The sequence below is a fragment of the Streptomyces sp. NPDC060031 genome, assembly GCF_042736805.1.
Lineage (GTDB): Bacteria > Actinomycetota > Actinomycetes > Streptomycetales > Streptomycetaceae > Streptomyces.
The window spans coordinates 18639-41566 of the sequence record NZ_JBHWVM010000058.1; the positions used below are offsets into that span (position 1 = coordinate 18639).

At 72.6% G+C, this 22928-nt stretch carries 22 protein-coding genes; 16 read left to right on the forward strand and 6 right to left on the reverse strand.

The window, feature by feature from the left end; genetic code table 11:
- The first annotated feature begins 39 nt into the window (after nucleotides 1-39).
- The 3 genes from ACFWB8_RS23995 to nudC all read left to right on the forward strand — a co-directional run bounded on the left by ACFWB8_RS23995 (nucleotide 40) and on the right by nudC (nucleotide 5933).
- Nucleotides 40-3513: a UvrD-helicase domain-containing protein gene (locus ACFWB8_RS23995; protein WP_385230616.1), complete on the forward strand. Its 3474-nt coding sequence runs from the start codon at nucleotides 40-42 to the stop codon at nucleotides 3511-3513.
- A 10-nt stretch (nucleotides 3514-3523) separates the two neighbouring features.
- Nucleotides 3524-4927: a dipeptidase gene (locus ACFWB8_RS24000; RefSeq protein ID WP_385230619.1), complete on the forward strand. Its 1404-nt coding sequence runs from the start codon at nucleotides 3524-3526 to the stop codon at nucleotides 4925-4927.
- A 61-nt stretch (nucleotides 4928-4988) separates the two neighbouring features.
- On the forward strand, nucleotides 4989-5933 hold the full coding sequence (gene nudC / locus ACFWB8_RS24005; protein WP_385230622.1) for an NAD(+) diphosphatase: 945 nt from the start codon (nucleotides 4989-4991) through the stop codon (nucleotides 5931-5933).
- A 93-nt stretch (nucleotides 5934-6026) separates the two neighbouring features.
- Here the strand turns inward: nudC and ACFWB8_RS24010 are convergent, their stop codons facing one another.
- On the reverse strand, nucleotides 6027-6287 hold the full coding sequence (locus tag ACFWB8_RS24010; RefSeq protein WP_329379483.1) for a mycoredoxin: 261 nt from the start codon (nucleotides 6285-6287) through the stop codon (nucleotides 6027-6029).
- Nucleotides 6288-6374: 87 nt separating this feature from the next.
- Here ACFWB8_RS24010 and ACFWB8_RS24015 point away from each other — a divergent pair, with 87 nt between their 5' ends.
- The 5 genes from ACFWB8_RS24015 (at nucleotide 6375) to ACFWB8_RS24035 (ending at nucleotide 10307) form a co-directional block, all read left to right on the forward strand.
- The gene (locus ACFWB8_RS24015) at nucleotides 6375-8600 is read left to right on the forward strand and encodes an ATP-dependent DNA helicase UvrD2 (RefSeq protein ID WP_385230625.1); all 2226 of its coding nucleotides are present in this window, start codon (nucleotides 6375-6377) and stop codon (nucleotides 8598-8600) included.
- Between the two features lie 167 nt (nucleotides 8601-8767).
- The gene (locus ACFWB8_RS24020; protein ID WP_385230628.1) at nucleotides 8768-9112 is read left to right on the forward strand and encodes a hypothetical protein; all 345 of its coding nucleotides are present in this window, start codon (nucleotides 8768-8770) and stop codon (nucleotides 9110-9112) included.
- Nucleotides 9113-9293: 181 nt separating this feature from the next.
- A complete protein-coding gene (locus tag ACFWB8_RS24025) occupies nucleotides 9294-9662 on the forward strand; it encodes a WhiB family transcriptional regulator (RefSeq protein WP_385230631.1) in 369 nt (122 codons plus the stop codon).
- Nucleotides 9659-9991 (forward strand): hypothetical protein, encoded by a 333-nt coding sequence (locus tag ACFWB8_RS24030; protein WP_385230634.1) that lies wholly within the window; start codon nucleotides 9659-9661, stop codon nucleotides 9989-9991. The genes ACFWB8_RS24025 and ACFWB8_RS24030 overlap by 4 nt, the downstream gene beginning before the upstream one ends.
- A 109-nt stretch (nucleotides 9992-10100) precedes the next feature.
- Nucleotides 10101-10307, forward strand: a complete 207-nt coding sequence (locus ACFWB8_RS24035) for a hypothetical protein (RefSeq protein ID WP_385230637.1) — start codon at nucleotides 10101-10103, stop codon at nucleotides 10305-10307.
- A 10-nt stretch (nucleotides 10308-10317) separates the two neighbouring features.
- Here ACFWB8_RS24035 and ACFWB8_RS24040 read toward each other — a convergent pair whose 3' ends face one another.
- Both ACFWB8_RS24040 and ACFWB8_RS24045 read right to left on the reverse strand, forming a co-directional pair.
- Entirely contained in the window at nucleotides 10318-11646 is a 1329-nt protein-coding gene (locus ACFWB8_RS24040; protein ID WP_385230640.1) for an ABC1 kinase family protein, read from the reverse strand.
- A gap of 86 nt (nucleotides 11647-11732) precedes the next feature.
- The gene (locus ACFWB8_RS24045; RefSeq protein WP_385230643.1) at nucleotides 11733-12869 is read right to left on the reverse strand and encodes a TOMM precursor leader peptide-binding protein; all 1137 of its coding nucleotides are present in this window, start codon (nucleotides 12867-12869) and stop codon (nucleotides 11733-11735) included.
- A gap of 162 nt (nucleotides 12870-13031) precedes the next feature.
- On the opposite strand from ACFWB8_RS24045, the gene ACFWB8_RS24050 reads away from it, so the two are divergent.
- From ACFWB8_RS24050 to ACFWB8_RS24065, 4 genes are all read left to right on the forward strand, one after another.
- On the forward strand, nucleotides 13032-13628 hold the full coding sequence (locus ACFWB8_RS24050; RefSeq protein ID WP_385230646.1) for a M48 family metallopeptidase: 597 nt from the start codon (nucleotides 13032-13034) through the stop codon (nucleotides 13626-13628).
- A gap of 140 nt (nucleotides 13629-13768) precedes the next feature.
- Nucleotides 13769-15349, forward strand: coding sequence for a TerD family protein (locus ACFWB8_RS24055; RefSeq protein WP_385230649.1), 1581 nt, complete (start codon nucleotides 13769-13771; stop codon nucleotides 15347-15349).
- A gap of 20 nt (nucleotides 15350-15369) precedes the next feature.
- Entirely contained in the window at nucleotides 15370-16050 is a 681-nt protein-coding gene (locus ACFWB8_RS24060; RefSeq protein WP_385230690.1) for an AIM24 family protein, read from the forward strand.
- 17 nt (nucleotides 16051-16067) lie between these two features.
- Nucleotides 16068-16823 carry an AIM24 family protein gene (locus ACFWB8_RS24065; protein ID WP_385230652.1) on the forward strand — a complete coding sequence of 252 codons (756 nt, stop codon included), beginning with the start codon at nucleotides 16068-16070 and terminating at the stop codon, nucleotides 16821-16823.
- Between the two features lie 54 nt (nucleotides 16824-16877).
- Here ACFWB8_RS24065 and ACFWB8_RS24070 read toward each other — a convergent pair whose 3' ends face one another.
- Complete coding sequence (locus ACFWB8_RS24070) at nucleotides 16878-17408, reverse strand: NUDIX hydrolase (RefSeq protein WP_385230655.1); 531 nt, start codon at nucleotides 17406-17408, stop codon at nucleotides 16878-16880.
- Nucleotides 17405-18841 (reverse strand): zinc-dependent metalloprotease, encoded by a 1437-nt coding sequence (locus tag ACFWB8_RS24075; RefSeq protein ID WP_385230658.1) that lies wholly within the window; start codon nucleotides 18839-18841, stop codon nucleotides 17405-17407. The genes ACFWB8_RS24070 and ACFWB8_RS24075 overlap by 4 nt, the downstream gene beginning before the upstream one ends.
- Before the next feature lie 193 nt (nucleotides 18842-19034).
- On the opposite strand from ACFWB8_RS24075, the gene ACFWB8_RS24080 reads away from it, so the two are divergent.
- The 4 genes from ACFWB8_RS24080 (at nucleotide 19035) to ACFWB8_RS24095 (ending at nucleotide 22302) form a co-directional block, all read left to right on the forward strand.
- Nucleotides 19035-20189, forward strand: coding sequence for an SDR family oxidoreductase (locus ACFWB8_RS24080; protein WP_385230661.1), 1155 nt, complete (start codon nucleotides 19035-19037; stop codon nucleotides 20187-20189).
- 145 nt (nucleotides 20190-20334) lie between these two features.
- The gene (locus ACFWB8_RS24085) at nucleotides 20335-20796 is read left to right on the forward strand and encodes a molybdenum cofactor biosynthesis protein MoaE (protein WP_385230663.1); all 462 of its coding nucleotides are present in this window, start codon (nucleotides 20335-20337) and stop codon (nucleotides 20794-20796) included.
- Nucleotides 20797-20946: 150 nt separating this feature from the next.
- Nucleotides 20947-21144, forward strand: coding sequence for a hypothetical protein (locus ACFWB8_RS24090; protein ID WP_385230666.1), 198 nt, complete (start codon nucleotides 20947-20949; stop codon nucleotides 21142-21144).
- A 69-nt stretch (nucleotides 21145-21213) separates the two neighbouring features.
- A complete protein-coding gene (locus tag ACFWB8_RS24095; RefSeq protein WP_385230669.1) occupies nucleotides 21214-22302 on the forward strand; it encodes a PDZ domain-containing protein in 1089 nt (362 codons plus the stop codon).
- Between the two features lie 36 nt (nucleotides 22303-22338).
- Here ACFWB8_RS24095 and ACFWB8_RS24100 read toward each other — a convergent pair whose 3' ends face one another.
- The gene (locus ACFWB8_RS24100; protein ID WP_385230672.1) at nucleotides 22339-22908 is read right to left on the reverse strand and encodes a PPA1309 family protein; all 570 of its coding nucleotides are present in this window, start codon (nucleotides 22906-22908) and stop codon (nucleotides 22339-22341) included.
- Nucleotides 22909-22928: the final 20 nt, after the last annotated feature.

A 22928-nucleotide genomic window follows, 5' to 3' on the forward strand; every position in this document is an offset into this window, starting at 1 on the left:
ACGGTCGGGGCTGTCAGCGGGGGCGGCTAGCCTCTTTACGTGTCCGCGCGTCCGTCCGTCCTCACCGACCCCGAGCAGCTCAAAGAGCTCCTCGGCATCCCTTTCACGCCCGAACAGATGGCCTGCGTCACCGCCCCGGCCGCCCCCCAGGTCATCGTGGCGGGCGCCGGCTCCGGCAAGACCACCGTCATGGCCGCCCGGGTGGTCTGGCTGGTGGGCACCGGCGCGGTCGCGCCCGAGCAGGTCCTCGGCCTGACCTTCACCAACAAGGCCGCGGGCGAGCTCGCCGAGCGGGTACGCAAGGCCCTCGCGCGGGCCGGCATCAGCGACCCGGACCCCTCCCCGGCCGAGGCCGACGCGGCCGGGGGCGAGCCGCGCATCTCCACGTACCACGCCTTCGCCGGGCAGCTCCTCAAGGACCACGGCCTGCGCATCGGCCTGGAGCCCAGCGCCCGGCTGCTCGCCGACGCCACCCGCTTCCAGCTCGCCGCGAAGGTGCTCCGCGAAGCCCCCGGCCCGTACCCGGCCCTCACGAAGTCCGTCCCCGACCTGGTCAGCGACCTCCTCGCGCTCGACGCCGAACTGTCCGAGCACCTGGTCGAGCCGGCCGCGCTGCGCGCCTACGACACCGGGCTCCTCGCCACCCTCGCCGACACCAACCTCAGCAACGAAGACCTGCGCAAGGTCCCCGAGGCGGTGCGCGGCCGCCTCGAACTGCTGGAGCTGACCGAGCGATACCGCACCGCCAAACGCTCCCGCGACCTGCTCGACTTCAGCGACCAGATAGCCCTCTCGGCGCGGCTCGCCACCACCCGCCCCGAGGTGGGGGCGCTGCTGCGCGAGGAGTTCCGCGTGGTGCTGCTCGACGAGTACCAGGACACCTCGGTGGCGCAGCGGCTGCTGCTGTCCGGCCTCTTCGGCGGGGGGACCGGCCACGCCGTGACCGCCGTCGGCGACCCCTGCCAGGCGATCTACGGCTGGCGCGGGGCCTCGGTGGCCAACCTCGACGACTTCCCCGAGCACTTCCGGCACGCCGACGACCGCCCCGCCACCCGCTACTCGCTGAGCGAGAACCGGCGCAGCGGCGGCCGCCTGCTCGACCTCGCCAACGAACTCGCCGCCCCGCTGCGCTCGATGCACGAGGGCGTCGAGGCACTGCGGCCCGCGCCCGGCGCCGAGTACGACGGGCAGGTCTGCTGCGCCCTGCTGGAGACCCACGCCGAGGAGCTCGACTGGCTCGGCGACTCCGTCGCGCACCTCGTCCGTACGGGCACGGAGCCCCGCGAGATCGCCGTGCTGTGCCGCTCGGCGGGGGACTTCGCGCGGATCCAGGCGGTGCTGGTGGACCGGGACGTGCCCGTCGAGGTCGTCGGGCTCTCCGGCCTGCTCCACCTCCCCGAGGTCGCGGACCTGGTCGCCGTCTGCGAGGTCCTCCAGGACCCCGGGGCCAACGCCTCCCTGGTACGCCTGCTCATCGGCCCGCGATGGCGGATCGGCGCCCGGGACCTGGCGCTGCTGGGCCGCCGCGCCCGGCTGCTGATCGGCCGCGCGCCCGCCTCGGGGGACGACCCGGACGACCGCCTCGCGGCGGCGGTGGAGGGCGTGGACCCCGCGGAGATCGTGTCGTTGGCCGACGCGCTGGAGACGTTCCTGGACGGCGGGTCCGCCCCGGACGACCACCTGCCCTTCTCGGCCGACGCCCGGGTCCGCTTCGCGCACCTGGCGCAGGAGCTGCGCGACCTGCGGCGCTCGCTGGCGGATCCGCTGATGGACGTCCTGCACCGGGTCCTGTCCACGACGGGTCTCGAGGTCGAACTGTCCGCGTCCCCGCACGCGCTGGCGGCCCGCCGCCGGGAGACCCTCTCCGGCTTCCTGGACGTGGCGGCCGGCTTCGCCGCGCTGGACGGGGAGGCGTCGCTGCTGGCCTTCCTGGCCTTCCTGCGCACGGCCGCCCAGTACGAGAAGGGCCTCGACCACGCGCTGCCCGGCGGGGAGAACACGGTCAAGGTGCTCACGGCCCACAAGTCCAAGGGGCTGGAGTGGGACGTGGTCGTGGTCCCGGACCTGTGCGCGGGCGCGTTCCCGAAGGAGAAGGCGCCGGAGGCCTGGACCTCGTACGCGAAGGTCCTGCCGTACGGACTGCGCGGCGACGCGGCGACCCTGCCGGGGGATCCCGCGTGGACCTCGGCCGGTCTGAAGTCCTTCAAGACGGCCCTGAAGGACCACAAGTCCACGGAGGAACTGCGCCTCGGGTACGTGACCTTCACGCGCCCGCGGTCCCTGCTGCTGGCCTCGGGCCACTGGTGGGGCCCGACCCAGAAGAAGCGCCGCGGGCCGTCCGCCTTCCTGGACGCGCTGTACGCGCACTGCGCCGCGGGCCACGGCGAGATCGAAGCCTGGGCCGACGCCCCGGCCCCCGACGCGCAGAACCCGGCCCTCGCCACCGCCGCCGACCAGGACCACTCCTGGCCGCTCCCCCTGGACGCGGACTCCCTGGCCCTGCGCCGCGCGGCGGCCGCGCTGGTGGAGTCCCACCTGGCCGCCCCGCCCCGCGACGCGGACCAGGACCCGGACCCGGACCCGGCCGATCCCTACCTCTGGCCCCCGCACTGCGAGGACCCCTGGCCGGACGATACCGCCGCGCCGGACACCGACGGCGGCGAGGAGCCGTGGCCGGAGCCCGAGGAGAGCCGGGCGGCGTCCGCCGCGTCCGCCGCCCCGGCCGACGAGGACCTGTGGCCGGAGGCCGACGGCTGGGCCCCCGCCGGGGGCGACGGGCTCAGCCCCGAGGAGGCACGGGCCGTCGCCTCGTGGGACCGGGACCTCGACGCCCTCGAGGGCGAGCTCCGCCGTGCCCGCCGGGCGGTGCGTGACGTCGAGCTGCCCGCCTCCCTCTCCGCCAGCCAACTGCTGCGGCTCGCCGCCGACGAGCAGGGCTTCGTACGCGACCTCGCCCGCCCCATGCCCAAACCCCCGCAACCCGCGGCGCGCCAGGGCACGCGCTTCCACGCCTGGGTCGAGTCCCGCTTCGACGAGCTCCCCCTGCCCCTCCTCGACGTCCTCGACCCCGCCACCGAGCTCCCCGGCTCCGACCAGGAGATCGCCGACGAGGCCGACCTCGACTCCCTCAAGGCCGCCTTCGAGCGCAGCCCGTACGGCGACCGGCCCCCGTACCGCATGGAGGCCCCGGTCCAGCTGACCCTCGCCGGCCGTGTGATCCGTGGCCGGATCGACGCGGTGTACAAGCAGACCGATGACACCGGCGGCGACGCGTACGAGATCGTCGACTGGAAGACCGGCCGCTCGACCGAGGCCGATCCCCTCCAGCTCGCCGTCTACCGCCTGGCCTGGGCGGAAGCCACCGGCACGCCCCTCGACCGGGTCACCGCAGCCTTCCTCCATGTCCGCAGCGGCCGCGTCATCCGGCCCCGCAACCTCCCCGGCCGGGCCCGCCTTGAGCGGATCCTCCAAGGCGAACCGGACACGGAAAGCGGCCGGCAGAGGGACGGCTAGGCTCGTGGGCATGAGCGACTCCCCGGCGGACAGCGTGGTCCGCACGTACATCGACAGCCACCGCGCCGCGTTCCTGGAGGACCTCGCCGACTGGCTGCGCATCCCGTCCGTCTCGGCCCAGCCCGAGCACGCCGACGATGTACGCCGCAGCGCCGACTGGCTCGCCGCGAAGCTCAAGGAGACCGGCTTCCCGGTGACCGAGGTCTGGCAGACCGCCGGCGCCCCGGCCGTCTTCGCGCACTGGCCCGCCGAGGACCCCGCCGCCCCCACGGTCCTCGTCTACGGGCACCACGACGTGCAGCCCGCCGCCCTCGCCGACGGCTGGCACACCGACCCGTTCGAGCCGGTCGTCAAGGACGGCCGGATGTACGGGCGCGGGGCCGCCGACGACAAGGGCCAGGTGTTCTTCCACACCCTGGGCGTACGGGCGCACCTGGCGGCCACCGGCGCCGCCGCCCCCGCCGTGAACCTCAAGCTCCTCATCGAGGGCGAGGAGGAGTCCGGCTCCCCCCACTTCCGCGCCCTCGTCGAGGACCGCGCGGACGAGCTCGCCGCCGACATCGTGATCGTCTCCGACACCGGCATGTGGTCCGAGACCACCCCGACCGTGTGCACCGGCATGCGCGGCGTGGCCGACTGCGAGATCGATCTGCACGGCCCCGACCAGGACATCCACTCGGGTGCCTTCGGCGGCGCCGTGCCCAATCCGGCCACCGTCGCCGCCCGCCTCGTCGCGGCCCTGCACGACGCCGACGAGCGGGTCACGATCCCCGGCTTCTACGACAACATCGCCGAGCTCACGGACGAGGAGCGGGCGCTGATCGCCGAGCTGCCGTTCGACGAGTCCGAGTGGCTCCGTACGGCCAAGTCCCACGCGGCGGCCGGCGAGGCCGGCTACTCCACCCTGGAGCGCGTCTGGGCCCGCCCGACGGCCGAGGTCAACGGCATCGGCGGCGGGTACCAGGGCCCCGGCGGCAAGACCATCGTGCCCGCCTCCGCGCACCTGAAGCTGTCGTTCCGCCTGGTGTCCGGGCAGGACCCGTACGAGGTCGAGGCCGCCGTCAGGGACTGGGTCGACGCACGGATCCCGGCCGGAATCCGGCACTCCATCACCTTCGGCGCCCCGACCCGACCGTGCCTGACGCCGCTGGACCACCCGGCGCTGCAGTCCGTCGTACGGGCCATGGGCCGCGCCTTCGGCCAGAAGGTCCGCTTCACCCGCGAGGGCGGCTCCGGGCCGGCCGCGGACCTCCAGGACGTGCTGGCGGCGCCGGTCCTCTTCCTGGGCATCTCCGTGCCCTCGGACGGCTGGCACTCGCCGAACGAGAAGGTGGAGCTCGACCTCCTGCTCAAGGGCGTCGAGACGACCGCGTACCTCTGGGGCGACCTCGCCGCCCACTGGACACCCGCCTGACACCCACACCGCACACCCGTACCCGTCTTACCGAGCCTGCCTGTCCCACCCACCGGGGGAGTTGGAAAGTAACGTGAGCACCCATACCGAGCGCCCGATCTCGCTTGCCGCGGCCAGCGGCATCGACCGCGCCGCGCACCACCGTCTCGACGAGGCCTGGCTCGCCGCTGCCTGGAGCCACCCGACGACCCGCGTGTTCGTCGTCTCCGGCGGCCAGGTCCTGATCGACGACACCCCCGACGGCGGCACGGGCATCGTGATGACCCCGGCCTTCGAGGCGCCCGTCACCGAGACGCACCGCTACTTCCTGGGCACGGACGAGGACGGCGTACGGTACTTCGCGCTGCAGAAGGACTCGCTGCCGGGCCGCATGGACCAGTCGGCCCGCGCGGCCGGCCTGCGCGAGGCGGGGCTGCTGCTCTCCCACCGCGACGCCGGGCTGATGGTGCACGCGGTCGCGCTGGAGAACTGGCAGCGGATGCACCGTTTCTGCTCCCGCTGCGGCGAGCGCACGGTGGTCGCGGCCGCCGGGCACATCCGGCGCTGCCCGGGCTGCGGGGCCGAGCACTACCCGCGCACCGACCCGGCGGTGATCATGCTGGTCACCGACGAGCACGACCGCGCGCTGCTGGGCCGCCAGGTGCACTGGCCGGAGGGGCGCTTCTCGACCCTCGCGGGCTTCGTGGAGCCGGGCGAGTCGATCGAGCAGTCCGTGATCCGCGAGGTGTGGGAGGAGGCGGGCGTCAAGGTCGGCGAGGTCGAGTACGTCGCCAGCCAGCCCTGGCCCTTCCCGTACAGCCTGATGCTGGGCTTCACCGCCCGGGCCGTCAGCTCGGAGATCACGGCCGACGGCGAGGAGATCGAGGAGGCCCGCTGGTTCTCCCGCGAGGACCTGCGCGCGGCGATCGAGGCGGGCGAGGTGCTGCCCCCGGCGGGCGGCATCTCCATCGCGGCCCGTCTGGTCGAGCTCTGGTACGGCGAGCCGCTGCCGCGGCCGTCGGCGTAACGTTTGTCACATCCGCCGCATCCGTCACATCCGTCACAGCAGAAGGCCCCCGCCGCACGGCGGGGGCCTTTCTGTCGCTCACGGGGGCCACGCTCAGACGGCGAGGGCCTGCTTGACCTGGGCCAGGCTCGGGTTCGTCATCACGGACTCGCTGCCGGCAGCGGACTTCACGAGCACGGTGGGAACGGTCTGGTTGCCGCCGTTCGCCTTCTCCACGAACGCCGCGGACGCCGGGTCGAGCTCGATGTTGATCTCGTTGTACGCGATGCCTTCCCGGTCCAGCTGGGTCTTCAGCCGGCGGCAGTAGCCGCACCAGGTCGTGCTGTACATCGTGACGGTGCCCGTGTCCTGCATGCTGCGCTCTCCTTCGTGGGGCGTCGGTGGTCCGAGTACTCGAACGTACGGGAGCGCGCCCCCATTCCCGGCCCGTAAGTACGACGAATGCGGGCGGCCTGTGGACGAGTTTCCCGCCCGGCCCACGAGACCTGGCAGCATGGCGGGGTGACAGCAGCAACGCACTCCCCATCCTTCACTGCCGGCGTCGACTCGGCCGACGCGGTGCTCCTGGGCCTCGACCCGGAGCAGCGCGAGGTCGCGACGACCCTGCGCGGGCCGGTGTGCGTGCTCGCCGGCGCCGGGACGGGCAAGACCCGGGCGATCACCCACCGCATCGCCTACGGAGTCCGGTCCGGCCAGCTCATGCCGGCCAGCGTGCTGGCGGTCACCTTCACCAACCGGGCCGCGGGCGAGATGCGCGGACGCCTGCGCCAGCTGGGCGCGGGCGGGGTCCAGGCCCGGACCTTCCACTCGGCGGCGCTGCGCCAGCTCCAGTACTTCTGGCCCAAGGCGGTCGGCGGGGAGGTGCCCCGGCTGCTGGAGCGCAAGATCCAGTTCGTCGCCGAGGCCGGCTCGCGCTGCCGCATCCGGCTCGACCGGAGCGAGCTGCGCGACGTCACCGGCGAGATCGAATGGGCCAAGGTCACCCAGACCGTGCCCGCCGACTACCCGGCGGCCGCCCGCAAGGCCGGCCGCGAGGCGCCCCGGGACACGGCCGAGATCGCCCAGATCTACGGGACGTACGAGCAGCTCAAGCGCGACCGCGGCATGATCGACTTCGAGGACGTGCTGCTCCTCACCGTCGGCATCCTCCAGGACCGCCACGACATCGCCGAGCAGATCCGCACCCAATACCAGCACTTCGTGGTCGACGAGTACCAGGACGTCAGCCCGCTCCAGCAGCGGCTGCTGGACCTCTGGCTCGGCGAGCGCGACAGCCTCTGCGTCGTCGGCGACGCCAGCCAGACGATCTACTCCTTCACCGGCGCCACCCCCGACCACCTGCTGAACTTCCGCACCCGCTACCCGCAGGCCACCCTGGTCAAGCTGATCCGCGACTACCGCTCCACCCCCCAGGTGGTCCACCTCGCCAACGGGCTGCTGAACCAGGCCAAGGGCCGCGCCGCCGAACACCGCCTCGAGCTGGTCTCCCAGCGCGAGACCGGACCCGACCCCGTCTACGCCGAGTACCCCGACGAGCCCGCCGAGGCCGAGGGCGTCGCCGGCCGGATCCGGGACCTGATCGCCGCGGGCGTCCCGGCGGGCGAGATCGCGGTGCTCTACCGCATCAACGCCCAGTCCGAGGTCTACGAGCAGGCCCTCGCCGACGCCGGAGTCCCCTACCAGCTGCGCGGAGCCGAGCGGTTCTTCGAGCGGAACGAAGTGCAGAAGGCGATCCTCGCCCTGCGCGGAGCCGCCCGCTCCGGGGGGAACGACCCGCTGCTGGACGACATCGTGGAGCTCGGCTCCCAGGTCCGGGCCGTGCTCAGCTCCACCGGCTGGACCACCGAGCCGCCGGCCGGTTCCGGCGCGGTCCGCGACCAGTGGGAATCCCTGGCCGCGCTGGTCCGGCTCGCGGAGGACTTCGCCCGCAGCCGGCCCGGCGCCACCCTCGCGGACCTCACCATCGAGCTCGACGAGCGCAAGGCCGCCCAGCACGCGCCGACCGTCCAAGGAGTCACCCTCGCCTCCCTGCACGCCGCGAAGGGCCTGGAGTGGGACTCCGTGTTCCTCGTGGGCCTCACCGACGGCATGATGCCGATCACCTACGCCAAGACCGACGAGCAGGTGGAGGAGGAGCGCCGGCTGCTGTATGTCGGCGTCACCCGGGCGCGCCTGCACCTGACGCTCTCCTGGGCCCTCTCCCGCGCTCCGGGCGGCCGGGCCTCCCGACGCCCCAGCCGCTTCCTGAACGGCCTGAGGCCGGGCTCCGCGGTCCCGGGCGCCCGGGCGGACGGCACGATCGAGCGCGGCGCCCGCAAGCGCGGACGCCGCGGACCGGTGCTGTGCCGGGTCTGCGGCAAGACCCTGACCGAGGCCGGCGAGCTCAAGCTGATGCGCTGCGAGGACTGCCCGTCCGACATGGACGAGGGCCTCTACGAGCGGCTGCGGGACTGGCGCGCGGACCAGGCGAAGGAGCAGGGGCTGCCCGCGTACTGCGTCTTCACCGACAAGACCCTGATGGCGATCGCGGAGGCCGCGCCCACCGAGGAGGGCGAGCTCTCGATGATCTCCGGAGTGGGCGGCCGCAAGCTTGAGCGGTACGGAGTCGACGTGCTGGCCATCTGTGCAGGTCAGGACCCCGAGGCCGCGGATTCTGACGACGCGTAGAAACTCGTCGGAAAAATAGTTTGCACATGCCCAGCGAAGACCCATAGGTTCTTAGCAACGGAAACGGTGGCTTCTCCGAAGCCCTGGATCCGTGCTGTACTTATCCGAATACGCATGGGACTGGCCTTCGGGCCGAGTCCCCGAGACGCCGAGAGGAGGCGAAACCAGTGACCAGCTCCAAGACCTTCACCAAAATGACCGATCGCTCGGTTGCCGCTTCCTGCACGCTCGGCTCCTCCTCGCTCCTTCCGCTCCTGGGTACCGGTCTGTCCACGATTTCCGTCGACAGCCCTGCCCTGACGGCCGCGCCCGCCGCGCTGCTCGTCAGTGAGCGCAATGAGCGACCGACCCAGGCACCGGTGGCAGTACTGGCAGTGGAAGCAGGGGCGCATGGCGCCTATGGCTTCGCCGCCGCAGCCGGTGCCGGATCCCAGACGAAGCAGACGAAGAAGCAGCAGCACCACCTGATGTGGGCCTTCCGCGGGCTCGAACCCTGGAGTGATCCAGCCTGATCTGACGATCAGGCCGGCGCCTTCAGGGCCGCGGAACCCCACCCGGGATCCGCGGCCCTTCTGTTTGTCCCCGAACGGGGATGACGGAACGAAGGGGCCTCGGGACTGGCAGAACAGGTACCAGCCGACCCCGGCCAACCGGCCGGTACGACTAGTCGACCAAGACGAGGAAGAAACCACCGTGCAACTCGAAGCGCACGCCCCGTCCGTAACTCAGACCCAAAAGATCGCGCCCCCCGTCCCGGAGGACTCCACCTTGACCCCGCTCACCGCGCTCACCGCGCTCGACGACGCCATCGAGAACCTCGGCGTCCCCGTCGCCTGCCGTACCTACGACCCGGAGGTCTTCTTCGCGGAGTCCCCGGCGGACGTCGAGTACGCCAAGTCCCTCTGCGGCACCTGCCCGCTGGTCGAGGCCTGCCTCGCCGGTGCGCTCGAGCGCCGCGAGCCCTGGGGCGTCTGGGGTGGAGAGCTCTTCGTCCAGGGTGTCGTCGTAGCCCGCAAGCGGCCCCGTGGCCGTCCGCGCAAGAACCCGGTTGCAGCGGCATGACCGCCCACGGAACCATCGACCGCCCCCTGACGCACGACCCCCTGAAGCAGGCCCTCATGTCCCCCTACGCCACCACGAGCGAGCAGCCGCACGGCGCCGCCACCGCAGACTTCATCACCGCCGGCGCGATCACCTCGCGTCAGAACAGGACCCGCGAAATGCAACTCATCCCAGAAGCCCTGGCCCGTGCCCATATGGACGACCGCATGCGTGAGGTGGACGCCGAGCGTCACGCCGTGCGCCTGGTCGCCGCCCGGCGCATGCAGCGGCGAGCCGAGCGCGTCTCCCTGCGCGCCCGGCGAGCGCTGGCCATGGCCGTCATGCACTGAGCGCTGAAGAAGGCTCAGGAACCAACTCCCGGGGGGACCGGTCCGAACGGACCGGTCCCCCCGGTGCGTTGCGGAGCCCTGGCCGCCTCTGCGGGGATATCGTCTGGAGGTGGACCAGCCGAATCCCCACCCCGCCGCGCCGGGCCCAGAGGCCCGGCCCGTCGTCTGCGCCCGCTGCGGCGCCCAGTCCCCGGACGGCGCCCCGCCCACCTGGACCTGCTCCATGGAGAACGGCAGCAGGCACTATTTCTGCCACGACTGCGCCCGGGCCAACATCCGGGCCATCGAGGGCCGCCTCGACTCCAGCTGGTGGTGAAGGTGAGCGCCTAGTCCTCCGACAGGAACCCCGGGAGCCAGGACTCCAGTTCGTCCCGGAGGCGAACCGTCGCGCCCAGCTGGCACAGCACACCGATCGTGCTCAGCGTCACCCGGTGGATCAGCAGGTACGAGGGCGGCAGGTTGATCTGCCGGCCCAACTGGTGGGCGGGGGAGCGCGGATCGGCGATCCGCGCCGCCTGGCCGCGCAGCCACGGCCGCGTGAAGGTGAACTCCTCGGCCTCGGCGGGCTCGATGATGGGCTTGAGGTAGTCCAGTACCGCGTCGGGGTCGAGTTCGATGGACTTCTTCACGAACCCCTCGGCGCACAGGTGCCCGTAGACCCCCTCGGCGTCACCGTCCAGCGTCATCCGCAGTGACCTGCCGATGGGCTTGGGCCAGCCGCCGGGCAGCCGGTCCACCGTGCCGAAGTCCAGCACCCCCAGCCGCATCCGGCCGTCCGCCCCCGATATGAGCCGGAAGTTGCCCGGGTGCGTATCGGCATGCAGCAGCCCGGTACGGGCGGGCCCGGAGAAGAGGAACCGGGCCAGCAGCTGTCCTGCGCGGTCGCGCTGCTCCTGGGTGCCGTCGGCTATGACCTCCGACAGCGGGGTCCCTTCCATCCACTCGGTCACCAGCACCTGGTCGCCCTGGTGCACGACGTCCGGCACGACCACGTCCTCGTCGCCGTCGAACGCGTCCGCGTGGGTCCGCTGCGCCTCGGCCTCCAGCTCGTAGTCGAGCTCCTCGGAGACCCGGTCGCGCAACTCCGTGATCAGCGGCTTGATGTCCATGCCGGGTATCAGCGGCCCCAACAGCCCCGCGAACCGGCTCAACTGCTTCAAGTCCGAGAGCAGCGCCTCACCGGCCCCCGGGTACTGGACCTTGACCGCCACCTCGCGGCCGTCGTGCCACACCGCCCGGTGCACCTGCCCGATCGAGGCCGCCGCGGCCGGCTTGTCCTCGAACTCCTCGAACAGATCCCGCCAGTCCGCGCCCAGCCGCTCGGCCAGCACCCGGTGCACCGTCGCCGCCGGCAGCGGCGGGGCCGCCTCCTGGAGCTTGGTCAGCGCCGCCCGGTAGGGCCCGGCGACCTCCTCGGGCAGGGCCGACTCGAAGACCGAGAGCGCCTGCCCGAACTTCATGGCGCCGCCCTTCAACTCCCCGAGCGTGCGGAACAACTGCTCGGCGGTGCGCTGCTGGAGCTCGCGCGCCACGATCTCCGCAGACTTGCCCCCGAGCCGCTTGCCCAGCCCCCACGTGGCCCGACCTGCGATGCCGAGCGGCAGCGCGGCCAGCTTGACGGTACGGGTGACCGCCTTCCGGGGAAGATCAGACATACGCCCCTCCAATTCCCAGACAGCTGTGCCGCGAGCGGCGGTTCGGTCCGACCCCCAAGGTGAACCCTCGGCCAAAAAGCATCCTGTCATGGCCCTCCCGGCGGGTCCGAGCCCGCTGCCGCGGCCACCCCCACCGGCTCGGCCCGGGCGTCCGCGCCGCAGGGGCAGTCGGGATGCGCACGGACCGGGGTGGGCTGCCAGTGGAGGGTGGGCAGGGCGGCCTCCCACCGGGCGCCCGTGGAAGCGGGCAGTTCACCGTCGAGGAAGGACAGCGCATGGGCCGCGGCCAGCCCGGCCACCGCCGCGGCCAGTCCCAGGTCGCAGGCGGCGGCCGCCCGGCGGCGGTGGGCCGAGCGCCACTGGACCAGCATCCGCGGCCAGGCCGGGTCCCGCGCCACCCGGTCGCGCTCCATGCACCCCGCGCACGCCGTGGCCCCGGGCAGCACCAGAGGTCCCACCAGCCCGGTCCCCTCCAGCACGCCCGCGTACAGGTGCGGGGTACCGGTGGCGACCCAGTCGGCCGCGGACTGCGGATCGGGGGCCCAGGACTGCAGCCCGTCCCGGGGCGCGACCACCACCAGGGCCAATCCGGGCTCCGGGCCACCGCTCTCCCCGGCACGGGGGCCGCGCCCCGGGGCCGCCTCGCGCACCATGCTCCGCGCGGCCTCCGCCCGCAGGCGGCCCACGCTCCCGGGCGTCATCCCGCCCGGCGCCACATCGGCCGGCTCCACCCGGCCCCCGTCGAGCACCTCGACCCGGCCCACGCCCGCCCCCGCCAGGACCGCGGCGATCACCCCGCCCACCCGGCCGCTCCCGCGCACCTGCACCCGTATCCCCCGCCGGGCCGCGACTCCCCGTAAGTCCCCGCCCGGCTCGCGGTGGACCAGGGACAGCGAGCCCAGGTCAGGCTCCAGCCGCTCCAGGGTCCCCGGCCGCGACCGGACCGCCTGGGCCCGGGGTCCGCCGGCGGTGGCGTCATCGAGCAGCCCGGCCGCAGCCAAGCCCCGCACCAGCCCGTCCACCCGCCCCTCGGACAGCCCCATCGCGCCGCCCTCCGTCCGCAGCAGCTCCATGCCCCGCGTCCCGTCGATCCGGTCGATGAGGGCGCCCGTCGCGGTGTCCACCGGACCGAGCACCACCGCGTGCGCGGGCGTCACCCCGAACTGCACCGTCTCCAGATCCCGCCAGGCCCGTGCCAGTGCGGGCTTCACCTTCGGATACATGGCCGTCCCCCTCGATTCGCTTACCGCTTCCGCATTCCTGTTCGCTCTTCCGCAACATTGCCCGCCCGCCGAATTGCCCGCAGGAATTTGTCCACAGGTGAGAGGTATTAGGCATATGAGATGGAGAAAGGGTGCGTTCCGCGCGCCGACCACGAATCGATCATGTTCGAACCCCGGACGGGCGGGACTTCGGCCACGGCGACCGGGTACCGTCGTGCCGTGTCCGCCGATCCATCGCAGCGCGCCGTCGAAGTCCGCCGGAGCGCGCGCCGCCGCAGGACCGTATCCGCCTACCGTGAGGGTGACCGTACGGTCGTCCTCATCCCTGCCCGGATGTCCGAGGCGGAGGAGCAGCGCTGGGTGGGCGTGATGCTCGACAAACTGGCCGCCCAGGAAAGCCGGCGCACCCTCGGGGACGCGGAACTCACCGAGCGCGCCGAGTGTTTGTCCGACCAGTACTTCAGCGGCCGCGCCCGCCCCCGCACCGTCCGCTGGGTCACCAACCAGAACACCCGCTGGGGCTCCTGCACCCCCGCCGAGGGCAGCATCCGGCTCTCGCACCGCCTCCAGGGCATGCCCGAATACGTGGTCGACTACGTGCTGCTGCACGAGCTGGCCCACCTCCTCGTGCCCGGCCACGGCCCCCGCTTCTGGCAGCTGCTGGAGGCGTACCCGCGCACCGAGCGCGCCCGTGGCTACCTGGAGGGAGTCGTCGCCGCCGAGCGCCTGCCGAAGGTGCCGGCCGCCCGCGACGAATAGCCCGGGAATGCACCGGGAATCGCCGGGATGTCGCACACCGTGAAATGTCCCGGGTCGGTACCGACTTGGCCGGATGTCGGCAGATGCGGCTAGCCTGAGCGGCACGCATTCACAGTCGGGATGGGGGACGGTCGTTACGTATGGGCAGGGAATTCCAACGCGGTCACAAGGCCAAGATCAGTGATCTGACGGCGGGCACAGACCTGTACGTGGGCATCCAGATCGCCGGCCCCGGACTCGCCATCGACATCAGCTGCTTCGGCCTCGACGCGAACGAGCAGCTGTCGGACGACCGCTACTTCGTCTTCTACAACCAGCCGAAGTCGCCGGAAGAGTCCATTCAGCAGCTCGGCGCGCAGGCCGGTGACACCGAATCCTTCCGGGTGACCCTGGACCGTGTTCCGGCGGGCATCCACAAGCTCTCCTTTGCCGCCTCCATCGACGGCGCCGGCCAGATGTCGCAGATCGGACCCGGCTACATCCGGATCGTCGCGGGCGGCGAGGAGGTCGTGCGGTACGCGTTCACCGGCGCCGAGTTCACCACTGAGCGCGCCCTGATGATCGGTGACTTCTACCTCAAGGACGTGTGGCGCTTCGCCGCCGTCGGCCAGGGTTTCGACGGCGGGCTCTCCGCGCTGTTGAAGAACTTCGGCGGCGAGGTCGCCGAGGAGCAGCAGCCCGATCCGCAGGTCCCGCCGCAGGCCGCCGCCGCGGCGCCCGGGTTCGCCCCGCCGGCCTTCGGCGCACCCGCCGCGTCCCCCGCGCCCGCGCAGACCCCGGTCCCGGCCCCCGCGCCGTCGTTCGGCGCCCCGGTCCAGGCCCCGCCGCCGCCCGCCCCGGCCCCCGCGCCGTACCAGCAGCCCGTCCACGCGGCCCCGACCATGGCCGCCCCGCTCGCCCCGCCGGCCCCCGCGCCCTACGGCCAGGTCCCGCCGCCCGCGCCGGCCCCCGCGCCCTACGGGCAGCAGCCGCCCGCGTACGGCCAGGTCCCGGGCCAGGTCCCCGGCCAGCAGCCGCCCGCGTACGGCCAGCAGCCCGGCGCCCCGTTCCCGCAGGCCGGCGCCGGCCTCGCCGCGGCCCTCCAGCCGTACAAGGAAGCCCCCACCGGCGCCCGCTGGACCCCGCAGAACCAGCAGCTCATGCGGGTCGACCTGTCGATGGGCGGCCAGCCCGTCCTGGCCCGCCAGGGCAGCATGGTGCTCTACCAGGGCAAGGTCGACTTCAGCTACAAGGGCGCGGGCTTCGCCGGCCGCGTCGTCGGCAACGCCACCGGCCAGGAGATGCAGCTGATGCGCTGCACCGGCCGCGGCCAGGTCTTCCTCGCCGAGAACGGCGCCCACCTGCACGCCATCGAGCTCCAGGGCGACGGAATCTGCGTCTCAGCCGAGAGCGTCCTCGCCTTCGACGAGTCCCTCCAGCACGAGGTCCGGCGCATCGAGGGCCACGGCATCCCCGGCGGCGCCCTCTTCACCATGCAGTTCCAGGGCTCCGGCACGGTGATCGTCAAGACGCACGGCGTCCCCGTCGTCCTGCCCGTCACCCCGACCACCTTCGCGGACAGCAACGCCATCGTCGCCTGGTCCGCCGCGTCCCAGGTGATCATTTCCAGCCAGGTCCGGCTGCGCCGCAACGCCTACCCCGGCCACAGCGGGGAGACCGTGAACCTCCAGTTCCGCGGCGCCCCCGGCAACTTCATCGTCGTCCAGCCGTACGAGGTCTGAGGGAGCCCGTCATGAACGCAATGAACCAGCAGCTCGCGGGCTACGCCCCCACGCCCGTCACGGCCCGCATGGAGAACCACGGCCGGGCCATGCTCAAGGTCGCCATGCAGAGCGGCCAGGACCTCTTCGCCCGCACCGGCTCGATGGTCGCGTACGAGGGCTTCGTCCAGTACGAGCCCAACCCGCCGGCCGTGCGCCAGATGGCCTCGCAGTGGCTCACCGGGGAGGGCGCCCCGCTGATGAAGTGCACCGGCGACGGCCTGCTCTACCTCGCCGACTACGGCGCCGACGTCGTCGTCATCAACCTCAACAACGACGCCCTCTCCGTCAACGGCACCAATCTGCTCGCCTTCGACGCCCACCTCCAGTGGGGCGTCGAGCGGGTCAAGGGCATGGCCAAGTTCGCCGGCCAGGGCCTGTTCAACGTCCAGGTCGCCGGCACCGGCTGGGTCGCGATCACCTCGCGCGGCACGCCGATCGTGGTCGACTGCGGCCGCGGCGAGGACGAGACGTACGTCGACCCGGACGCACTCGTCGCCTGGTCGCCGAATCTCAAGGTCAAGGGCAAGCGCAGCTTCAAGGCCTCGTCGATGATCGGCCGAGGCAGCGGGGAGGCCTACCAGATGGCCTTCTCCGGCCAGGGCATCGTCGTCGTACAGCCCAGCGAGGACAGCACCGACCGGCTCCGGACCCGGGGCTGAGGGGGAGCGGACACATCATGCAGAGCGCACTTTTCGCCCACGCCGAGGCGCAGTCCCAAGACCGGTACACCGTCCAGAACCCGCAGTTGCTGCGGGTCTCGCTGAGCGGCTCCGACGACGTGCTCGCCCGCAAGGGCGCCATGGTCGCCTACCAGGGGATCATCGACTTCGACGGCGAGTACCAGAGCACCACGCAGCGCAACGCCCGCCGCCGCACCGGCGAGGGCCTCGACCTGATGCGCTGCTCCGGGCAGGGCACCGTGTACCTGGCCAACCTGGCGCAGTACGTCCACGTCCTGGACGTGGACCAGGACGGGCTCACCGTCGACAGCAGCTACGTGCTGGCCCTGGACTCCACCCTGCACACCGAGGTCATCGCGGTGGACAGCCAGTACGGGATCTCCGGCTCCGGGAAGTACCAGCTCAACATCACCGGCCGCGGCAAGGTCGCCCTGATGACCTCCGGGCAGCCGCTGATGATGCAGGTCACGCCCGACAAGTACGTCAATGCCGACGCGGACGCCATCGTCGCCTGGTCCACCTCGCTGCGCGTGCAGATGCAGGCCCAGACGCACTCCACGGGCGTCTGGCGGCGCCGCGGCAACACCGGCGAGGGCTGGGAGCTCAGCTTCCTCGGCACCGGCTTCGCGCTGGTCCAGCCCAGCGAGGTACTGCCCCCGCAGAACGCCCAGCTCGGGCAGGGCGCCGCGGCGCAGTTCGGCGTGGGCCAGCACGGCGCCCACGCCCAGAACCAGAACAACGCCTGGAACTGACCTGCGCGAGGGGCGGCCCCGGAGATCCGGGACCGCCCCTTTCCCTTCCCTGCGTCACGCTCCCAGGCGCGCCCGGGTCGCCTCCAGCAGCCGCACGACCGAGCCGTCGGCCACCGCCGCCACCTCCTCGTACGGGAACCAGCGCAGGTCCAGCGACTCCTCGCTGATCTCCGCGACCGCTCCGGCCGGGGCCAGCGCCGCGTACTGCACGTCCAAGTGCCAGTTGCACGGCGCCGGGATCGGATGCCGGTCCAGCCGCACCGGGCCGCCCGGCAGCAGGGTCAGCCCCGGGGCGATGCCCGACTCCTCGCGGGCCTCGCGCAGCGCCGCTCCCGCGATCGTGGCGTCATCGGGCTCGCAGTGGCCGCCCATCTGCAGCCACATGCCGAGCTTCTTGTGCAGGGTCAGCAGTACGCGCCCGCCCGCGGGGTCGACCACCAGCGCGCTGCCGGTGATGTGGCCGGCCCGGCAGGGCTTGTAGATCCCGTCGGGGTGGGCGGCGAGGTGCTCCAGGTACAGGTCGCGCAGCTCGGGCTGGTCCTCGTAGCCCTTGAGCACGAGGACCGTGTCGTCGTACAGGCTCACTTCTTCTCTTCACCCTCGCCGTCGCCGTCGCCCTGCTCACGCTTCTCGTCCCGCTGCTGCGCGGCCTCGCCGAGCATCTTGTCGATCTCCGAGAAGTCCAGCTGCTCGCGGTGCACGAACCCGTCCGGGTCGTCCAGGTCGGAGGCGGTCGGCAGCATGTCCGGGTGCTCCCACAGACCGTCGCGGCCGTCCACACCGCGCGCGTCGGTCAGCGAGGCCCACAGCCGCGAGGCGTCGCGCAGCCTGCGCGGGCGCAGCTCCAGCCCGATCAGCGTCGCGAAGGTCTGCTCCGCCGGGCCGCCCGAGGCGCGCCGCCGGCGCATGGTCTCGCGCATGGCGTCGGCCGAGGTCAGCCGGGGCTTGGCCGCCTCGTGCACGACCGCGTCCACCCAGCCCTCGACCAGCGCGAGCGCCGTCTCCAGCCGGGCCAGCGAGGCCTTCTGCTCGGGGGTGTCCTGCGGCTGGAACATGCCGCCCTGGAGCGCCTCCTGCAGCTGCTCCGGATTCGTCGGGTCGAGCTGGCCGACCACGTCCTCCAGCTTCGAGGTGTCGACCTTGATGCCGCGGGCGTAGCCCTCGACCGCGCCGAACAGGTGCGAGCGCAGCCACGGCACGTGCGCGAAGAGCCGCGCGTGGGCGGCCTCGCGCAGCGCCAGGTACAGCCGCACCTCGTCCATGGGGACGCCCAGGTCCTTGCCGAAGCTCTCCACATTCAGCGGGAGGAGAGCGGCCTTGCCGGCCGGGCCCAGCGGCAGCCCGACGTCGGTCGAGCCGACGACCTCGCCCGCCAGGACGCCGACGGCCTGGCCGATCTGCTGGCCGAACATGGCGCCGCCCATGGAGCGCATCATGCCGAGCAGCGGGCCCGCCATGGCCTGCATCTCCTCGGGCAGGACGCTGCCCATGGCCGTGCCGACGCGCTCGGCGACCGGGTCCACGAGCTCCTTCCACACCGGGAGGGTCGCCTCGACCCACTCGGCGCGGCTCCACGCCACGGCGGTGGCCGCGCCCGAGGGCAGCGAGGTCACGCCGTCCAGCCAGTGGTCGGCGAGCCGTACGGCCTCTTCGACCGCGGACTTCTCGGCGAGGCCGACGCTGGCGTCCTTGACCCCGTCCGCGGTGCCCTGCGCCACGGTCTGGCGGGCGATGTCCTTGGCCATGTCCCAGTTCACGGGACCGCCCTCGTAGCTCAGCATCTGGCCGAGCTGCTGGAAGGCCGCACCGAGGTCGTTCGGATTCATGGAGCCGAACATCGCGGCGAAGGGATTGTCCGCCCCGCCCTGGCCGCCGGCGCCGCCCGGCAGGCCCATGCCGGGGAACCCGAACGGATTCGCCGGGCCGCCCTGACCGCCCTGATTGCCCTTCTTCTTGCCCTCGTCGCCGTTGTCCGGCTCCTCCGGCGGAAGGCCGAATCCGAATGGGGTGTCGCTCACGGGTTTCCTCGGCTCGTAGGGCCGCCGGCGGGAGCCGACGGGCAATGGTCCGACAACACCACCCAGCGTAGACACCACACCCGCTTCCGGGCTCGGTGCTCCGCCGGCTCCTGGGCTGCGGCAGGATGGACATCACCTGGTGGGTACGCGTCCACGGCGCGTCCCTACTGAAGACAACCGCTGGAGACGCCCGGTGAGTTCCCGAGATCCGCAGGTTCGAGCGACTGACGACGCCGATGACCGCCCTGAGCACGCTGACAGCGCCCACGGCGTTCGCCAGCCGCGAAACCCGGTCGTGCGCGGCCCCGTGATCGCCGTGACCGGCGCCGCCTCGGGCGTCGGCGCGGCCCTGGTGAGCCGGCTGGCCGCCTCCGACGAGGTCAAGCAGGTCGTCGCGATCGACGAGCGGCGCGGGGACTGCGCGGCCGCGCAGTGGCACGTGCTGGACGTACGGGACCCGGCGATCGCGGAGAAGCTGCGCGGCGCGGACGTGGTGGTCCACCTGGCGCTCGACCTCGATCTGGAGACGGATCCGGCCGCCCGCACCGCGTACAACGTGCGCGGGACCCAGACCGTGCTCACCGCCGCCGCGGCGGCCGGGGTGCACCGGGTCGTGCTGTGCACCTCCGCGATGGTCTACGGGGCGCTGCCGGACAACGACATCCCGCTCTCGGAGGACGCGGAGCTGCGGGCCACCGCCGAGGCGACCGGCGTCGGCGACCTGCTGGAGATCGAGCGGCTGGGCCGCCGGGCGCCGCGGGCGCACCCGGGCCTGAACGTCACCGTGGTCCGGCCGGCGGTCCTGGTCGGCGGCACGGACACCGCGCTGACCCGGTACTTCGAGTCGCCGCGGCTGCTGGTGGTGGCGGGATCGCGTCCCAGGTGGCAGTTCTGCCACGTGGAGGACCTGGTCAGCGCGCTGGAGTACGCGGCCCTGGAGAAGGTCGAGGGCGAGCTCGCGGTGGGCTGCGAGGGGTGGCTGGAGCAGGAGGAGGTCGAGGAGCTGAGCGGCATCCGCCGCATGGAGCTGCCGTCCGCGGTCGCGCTGGGCGCGGCGGCCCGGCTGCACCGGATCGGCCTGACGCCGTCCCCGGCCGGTGACCTGGCGTACACGATGCACCCGTGGGTGGTCAGCATCAGCGGGCTGCACGCGGCGGGGTGGCGGCCGCGGTGGACGAACGAGGAGGTGCTGGCCGAGCTCCTCCAGGAGGTCGCGGGCCGGCACACCGTCGTGGGCCGCCGGCTGGGCCGCAAGGACGCCACCGCCGCGGGTGCGGCCGGTGCGACGGTCGCGCTGCTGGGCGCCGCCGCCGTGGTCCGTGCGGCCCGGCGCCGCCGCGGCATCTGACCGGCCCCGCGCCTCGGACGCCGGCGGGGCGGGATTCCGGCCCCGGGCGGGGTCGGGGTTTCTGTAGGAGGCTCCCAAGGAGGCGGGTGCGGGCCGGGCGAATCGGCTATTCCGCCGCGTCAGCGGCTAGGGCACGATGGAAGCCATGGCACCGCACTTCGACCACCCCGGCGAGCAGCCCGCTCCGGATCCGATCCGGCTGCTCGAGATCCGTGAAACCCCCCTCTCGCTCGACGAGGTCTTCCAGGCCGTCGGGGACGACGCGACGGGAGGTACGACGCTCTTCGTCGGCACGGTGCGCAATCACGACGGCGGAGCCGACGTCGACTCCCTCGGCTACTCCTGCCACCCCACGGCCGAGGCGGAGATGCGCCGCGTCGCCGAGCGGGTCGTGGCGAAGTACCCGGTCCGCGCCCTGGCCGCCGTGCACCGCGTGGGCGACCTCTCCGTGGGCGACCTCGCGGTCGTCGTCGCCGTGTCCTGCCCGCACCGCGGCGAGGCCTTCGAGGCCTGCCGGATGCTGATCGACGACCTCAAGCACGAGGTCCCGATCTGGAAGCACCAGACCTTCTCCGACGGCACCGAGGAATGGGTCGGCGCCTGCTGAAGCCCCCGGCTGCGGCGCTGCCCCCGCAAGGGGGTAGCGTCACCCCCGTTCGGCCGCGCAACACGCCCTCGATTTGCGTAACCCCCTCCCGGGCACGAGCGTTGAAGCCACCAACGACGACACGTATTTTCCGGGTAGGGAGGCACGCCCATGGCGTCTCTGGCGTGGTTGCTGATTCCGCTGTTCGCCGCGATCGGAGCGGCGATATGGGGCAGCTGGGCGGCACGCGACCGTACGGCCGGCGACATATCCGAGCTCGCGGGCTACGCGAGGTTCCGTGAAGCCATGGGCAAGGACGAACAGGCCAGGGCGAAGGCAGACGCGCACTCCGGTTCCGACGCCGTCTGAGGTGTCCCGGAGTCCCGTACGGACCGGCCCGAGCGGCCGCGCGTCAGGGCCGTCCCGTACTGTCGATCCATGCCACGCCGCACTGCGACGATGCTCGCCTCCACCCTCATGCTGTTCGCGCTGCTCTGCGCAGGGGTGTTCATCAGGGTCCCGTACTCCGAGATGAGCCCGGGCCCGACCGTGAACACGCTCGGGGACTCGCACGGCGAGCCCGTACTGAACGTGTCGGGGCGCAAGACGTATCCCACCAGCGGGCACCTGAACATGACGACGGTCCGCGTCACGGGCGCGGACTACGACATGAACCTTCTGGAAGCGGTGTACGGCTGGCTGGCCGGGGACAACATCGTCGTACCGCACGAGAACCTCTACCCGAACGGGAAGACGGACCAGGAGTCCACCCAGGAGAACGCCGAGGAGTTCAGCCAGTCGCAGCAGAGCGCCAAGGTGGCCGCTCTCAAGCAGCTCGGCATCCCGGTCTCCGCGCGCGTGATCGTCGCCTCCGTCGTCAAGGGCAGCCCCTCCGAGGGCAAGCTGCACGCCGGCGACGTGATCCGGGCCGTGGACGGCGCTCCCGTCACCGCCCCCGACGACGTGGCCAAGCTCGTCACCAAGCACAAGCCCGGGGAGCCCGTCGAGTTCACCATCGTGCCCGCCGCGGAGTCGGCCGAGGCGGCGAAGGCGCACCGCGAGCCCACCGGCTTGACCAAGGTCACGATCGTCACGGGCAAGGCGGAGGGCGACGGTCACGCCATCGTCGGCATCCGGGCCGGCACCGACCACACCTTCCCGTTCACGATCGACATCAAGCTCGCCGACGTCGGCGGCCCGAGCGCCGGCCTGATGTTCGCCCTCGGCATCGTCGACAAGCTCACGCCCGAGGACCTGACCGGCGGGAAGTTCATCGCCGGCACCGGCACCATCGACGACGCCGGCAAGGTCGGCCCGATCGGTGGCATCCAGATGAAGACCATCGGCGCCCGCCAGGCCGGCGCAAAATACTTCCTGACCCCGGCCGAGAACTGCGCCGCCGCCGCGGCCGACGTGCCCGGCGGGCTGACCCTCGTGAAGGTCTCCACCATCGACGACGCGGTGAAGGCGCTGCAGAAGATCAGCAAGGGGGACACGGCCGCGCTGGCGCAGTGCACCAAGTCCTGACCGCGCCCGCTCTGCCGCATCCCCCCGCCGGGGCTTCTACGAGAAGGTCGCCGCCAGCGCCTCCGCCAGCCCGGGCACCAGGCCACCGCCGGTGAGCACCTCGGTCGAGGAGTCCTTCTCCCGCAGCCGTACGGCCGACTCGCGCGAGCCGTCGCGCAGCACGGCCACCGTCAGGCGGACCTCCTGGCGCTCGGGGTGCCCGGCGACCCACTTCGCCAGCTGCTTGTCGTTGAGCCCCTCCGGTACGGAGGCCTCGGCGGACGGCGGCAGCATCAGCCGCTCCACGGTCAGCGCGCAGCCGACGACCGCATCGGGCCAGGCGACGGTGCCCAGGAACTTGTCGAGGGCGGTGCCCGCCGGTAGCTCGTCCTGCTCGATCGGGGTGAGGGAGCTCTTGCCGGCGTCGTCCTGGTCGAGTCCGAGCTGGCCGGCCAGGCGCGGCTCCTGCTTCTTGAGCTTGGCGGTGTCGACGAGGGCGAACAGCCGCGCGGGCTGGTCCCAGCCGAGGCCGGCCGCGTACTCGTCGATCTCGAGGCAGGCGCGGGTCAGCGGGCTGGCCGCCATGGGGGTGCCGGGGGAAGGCGAAAGGTTGGACATGGGAAACATCCTGCCTCCTTTCCATCCGA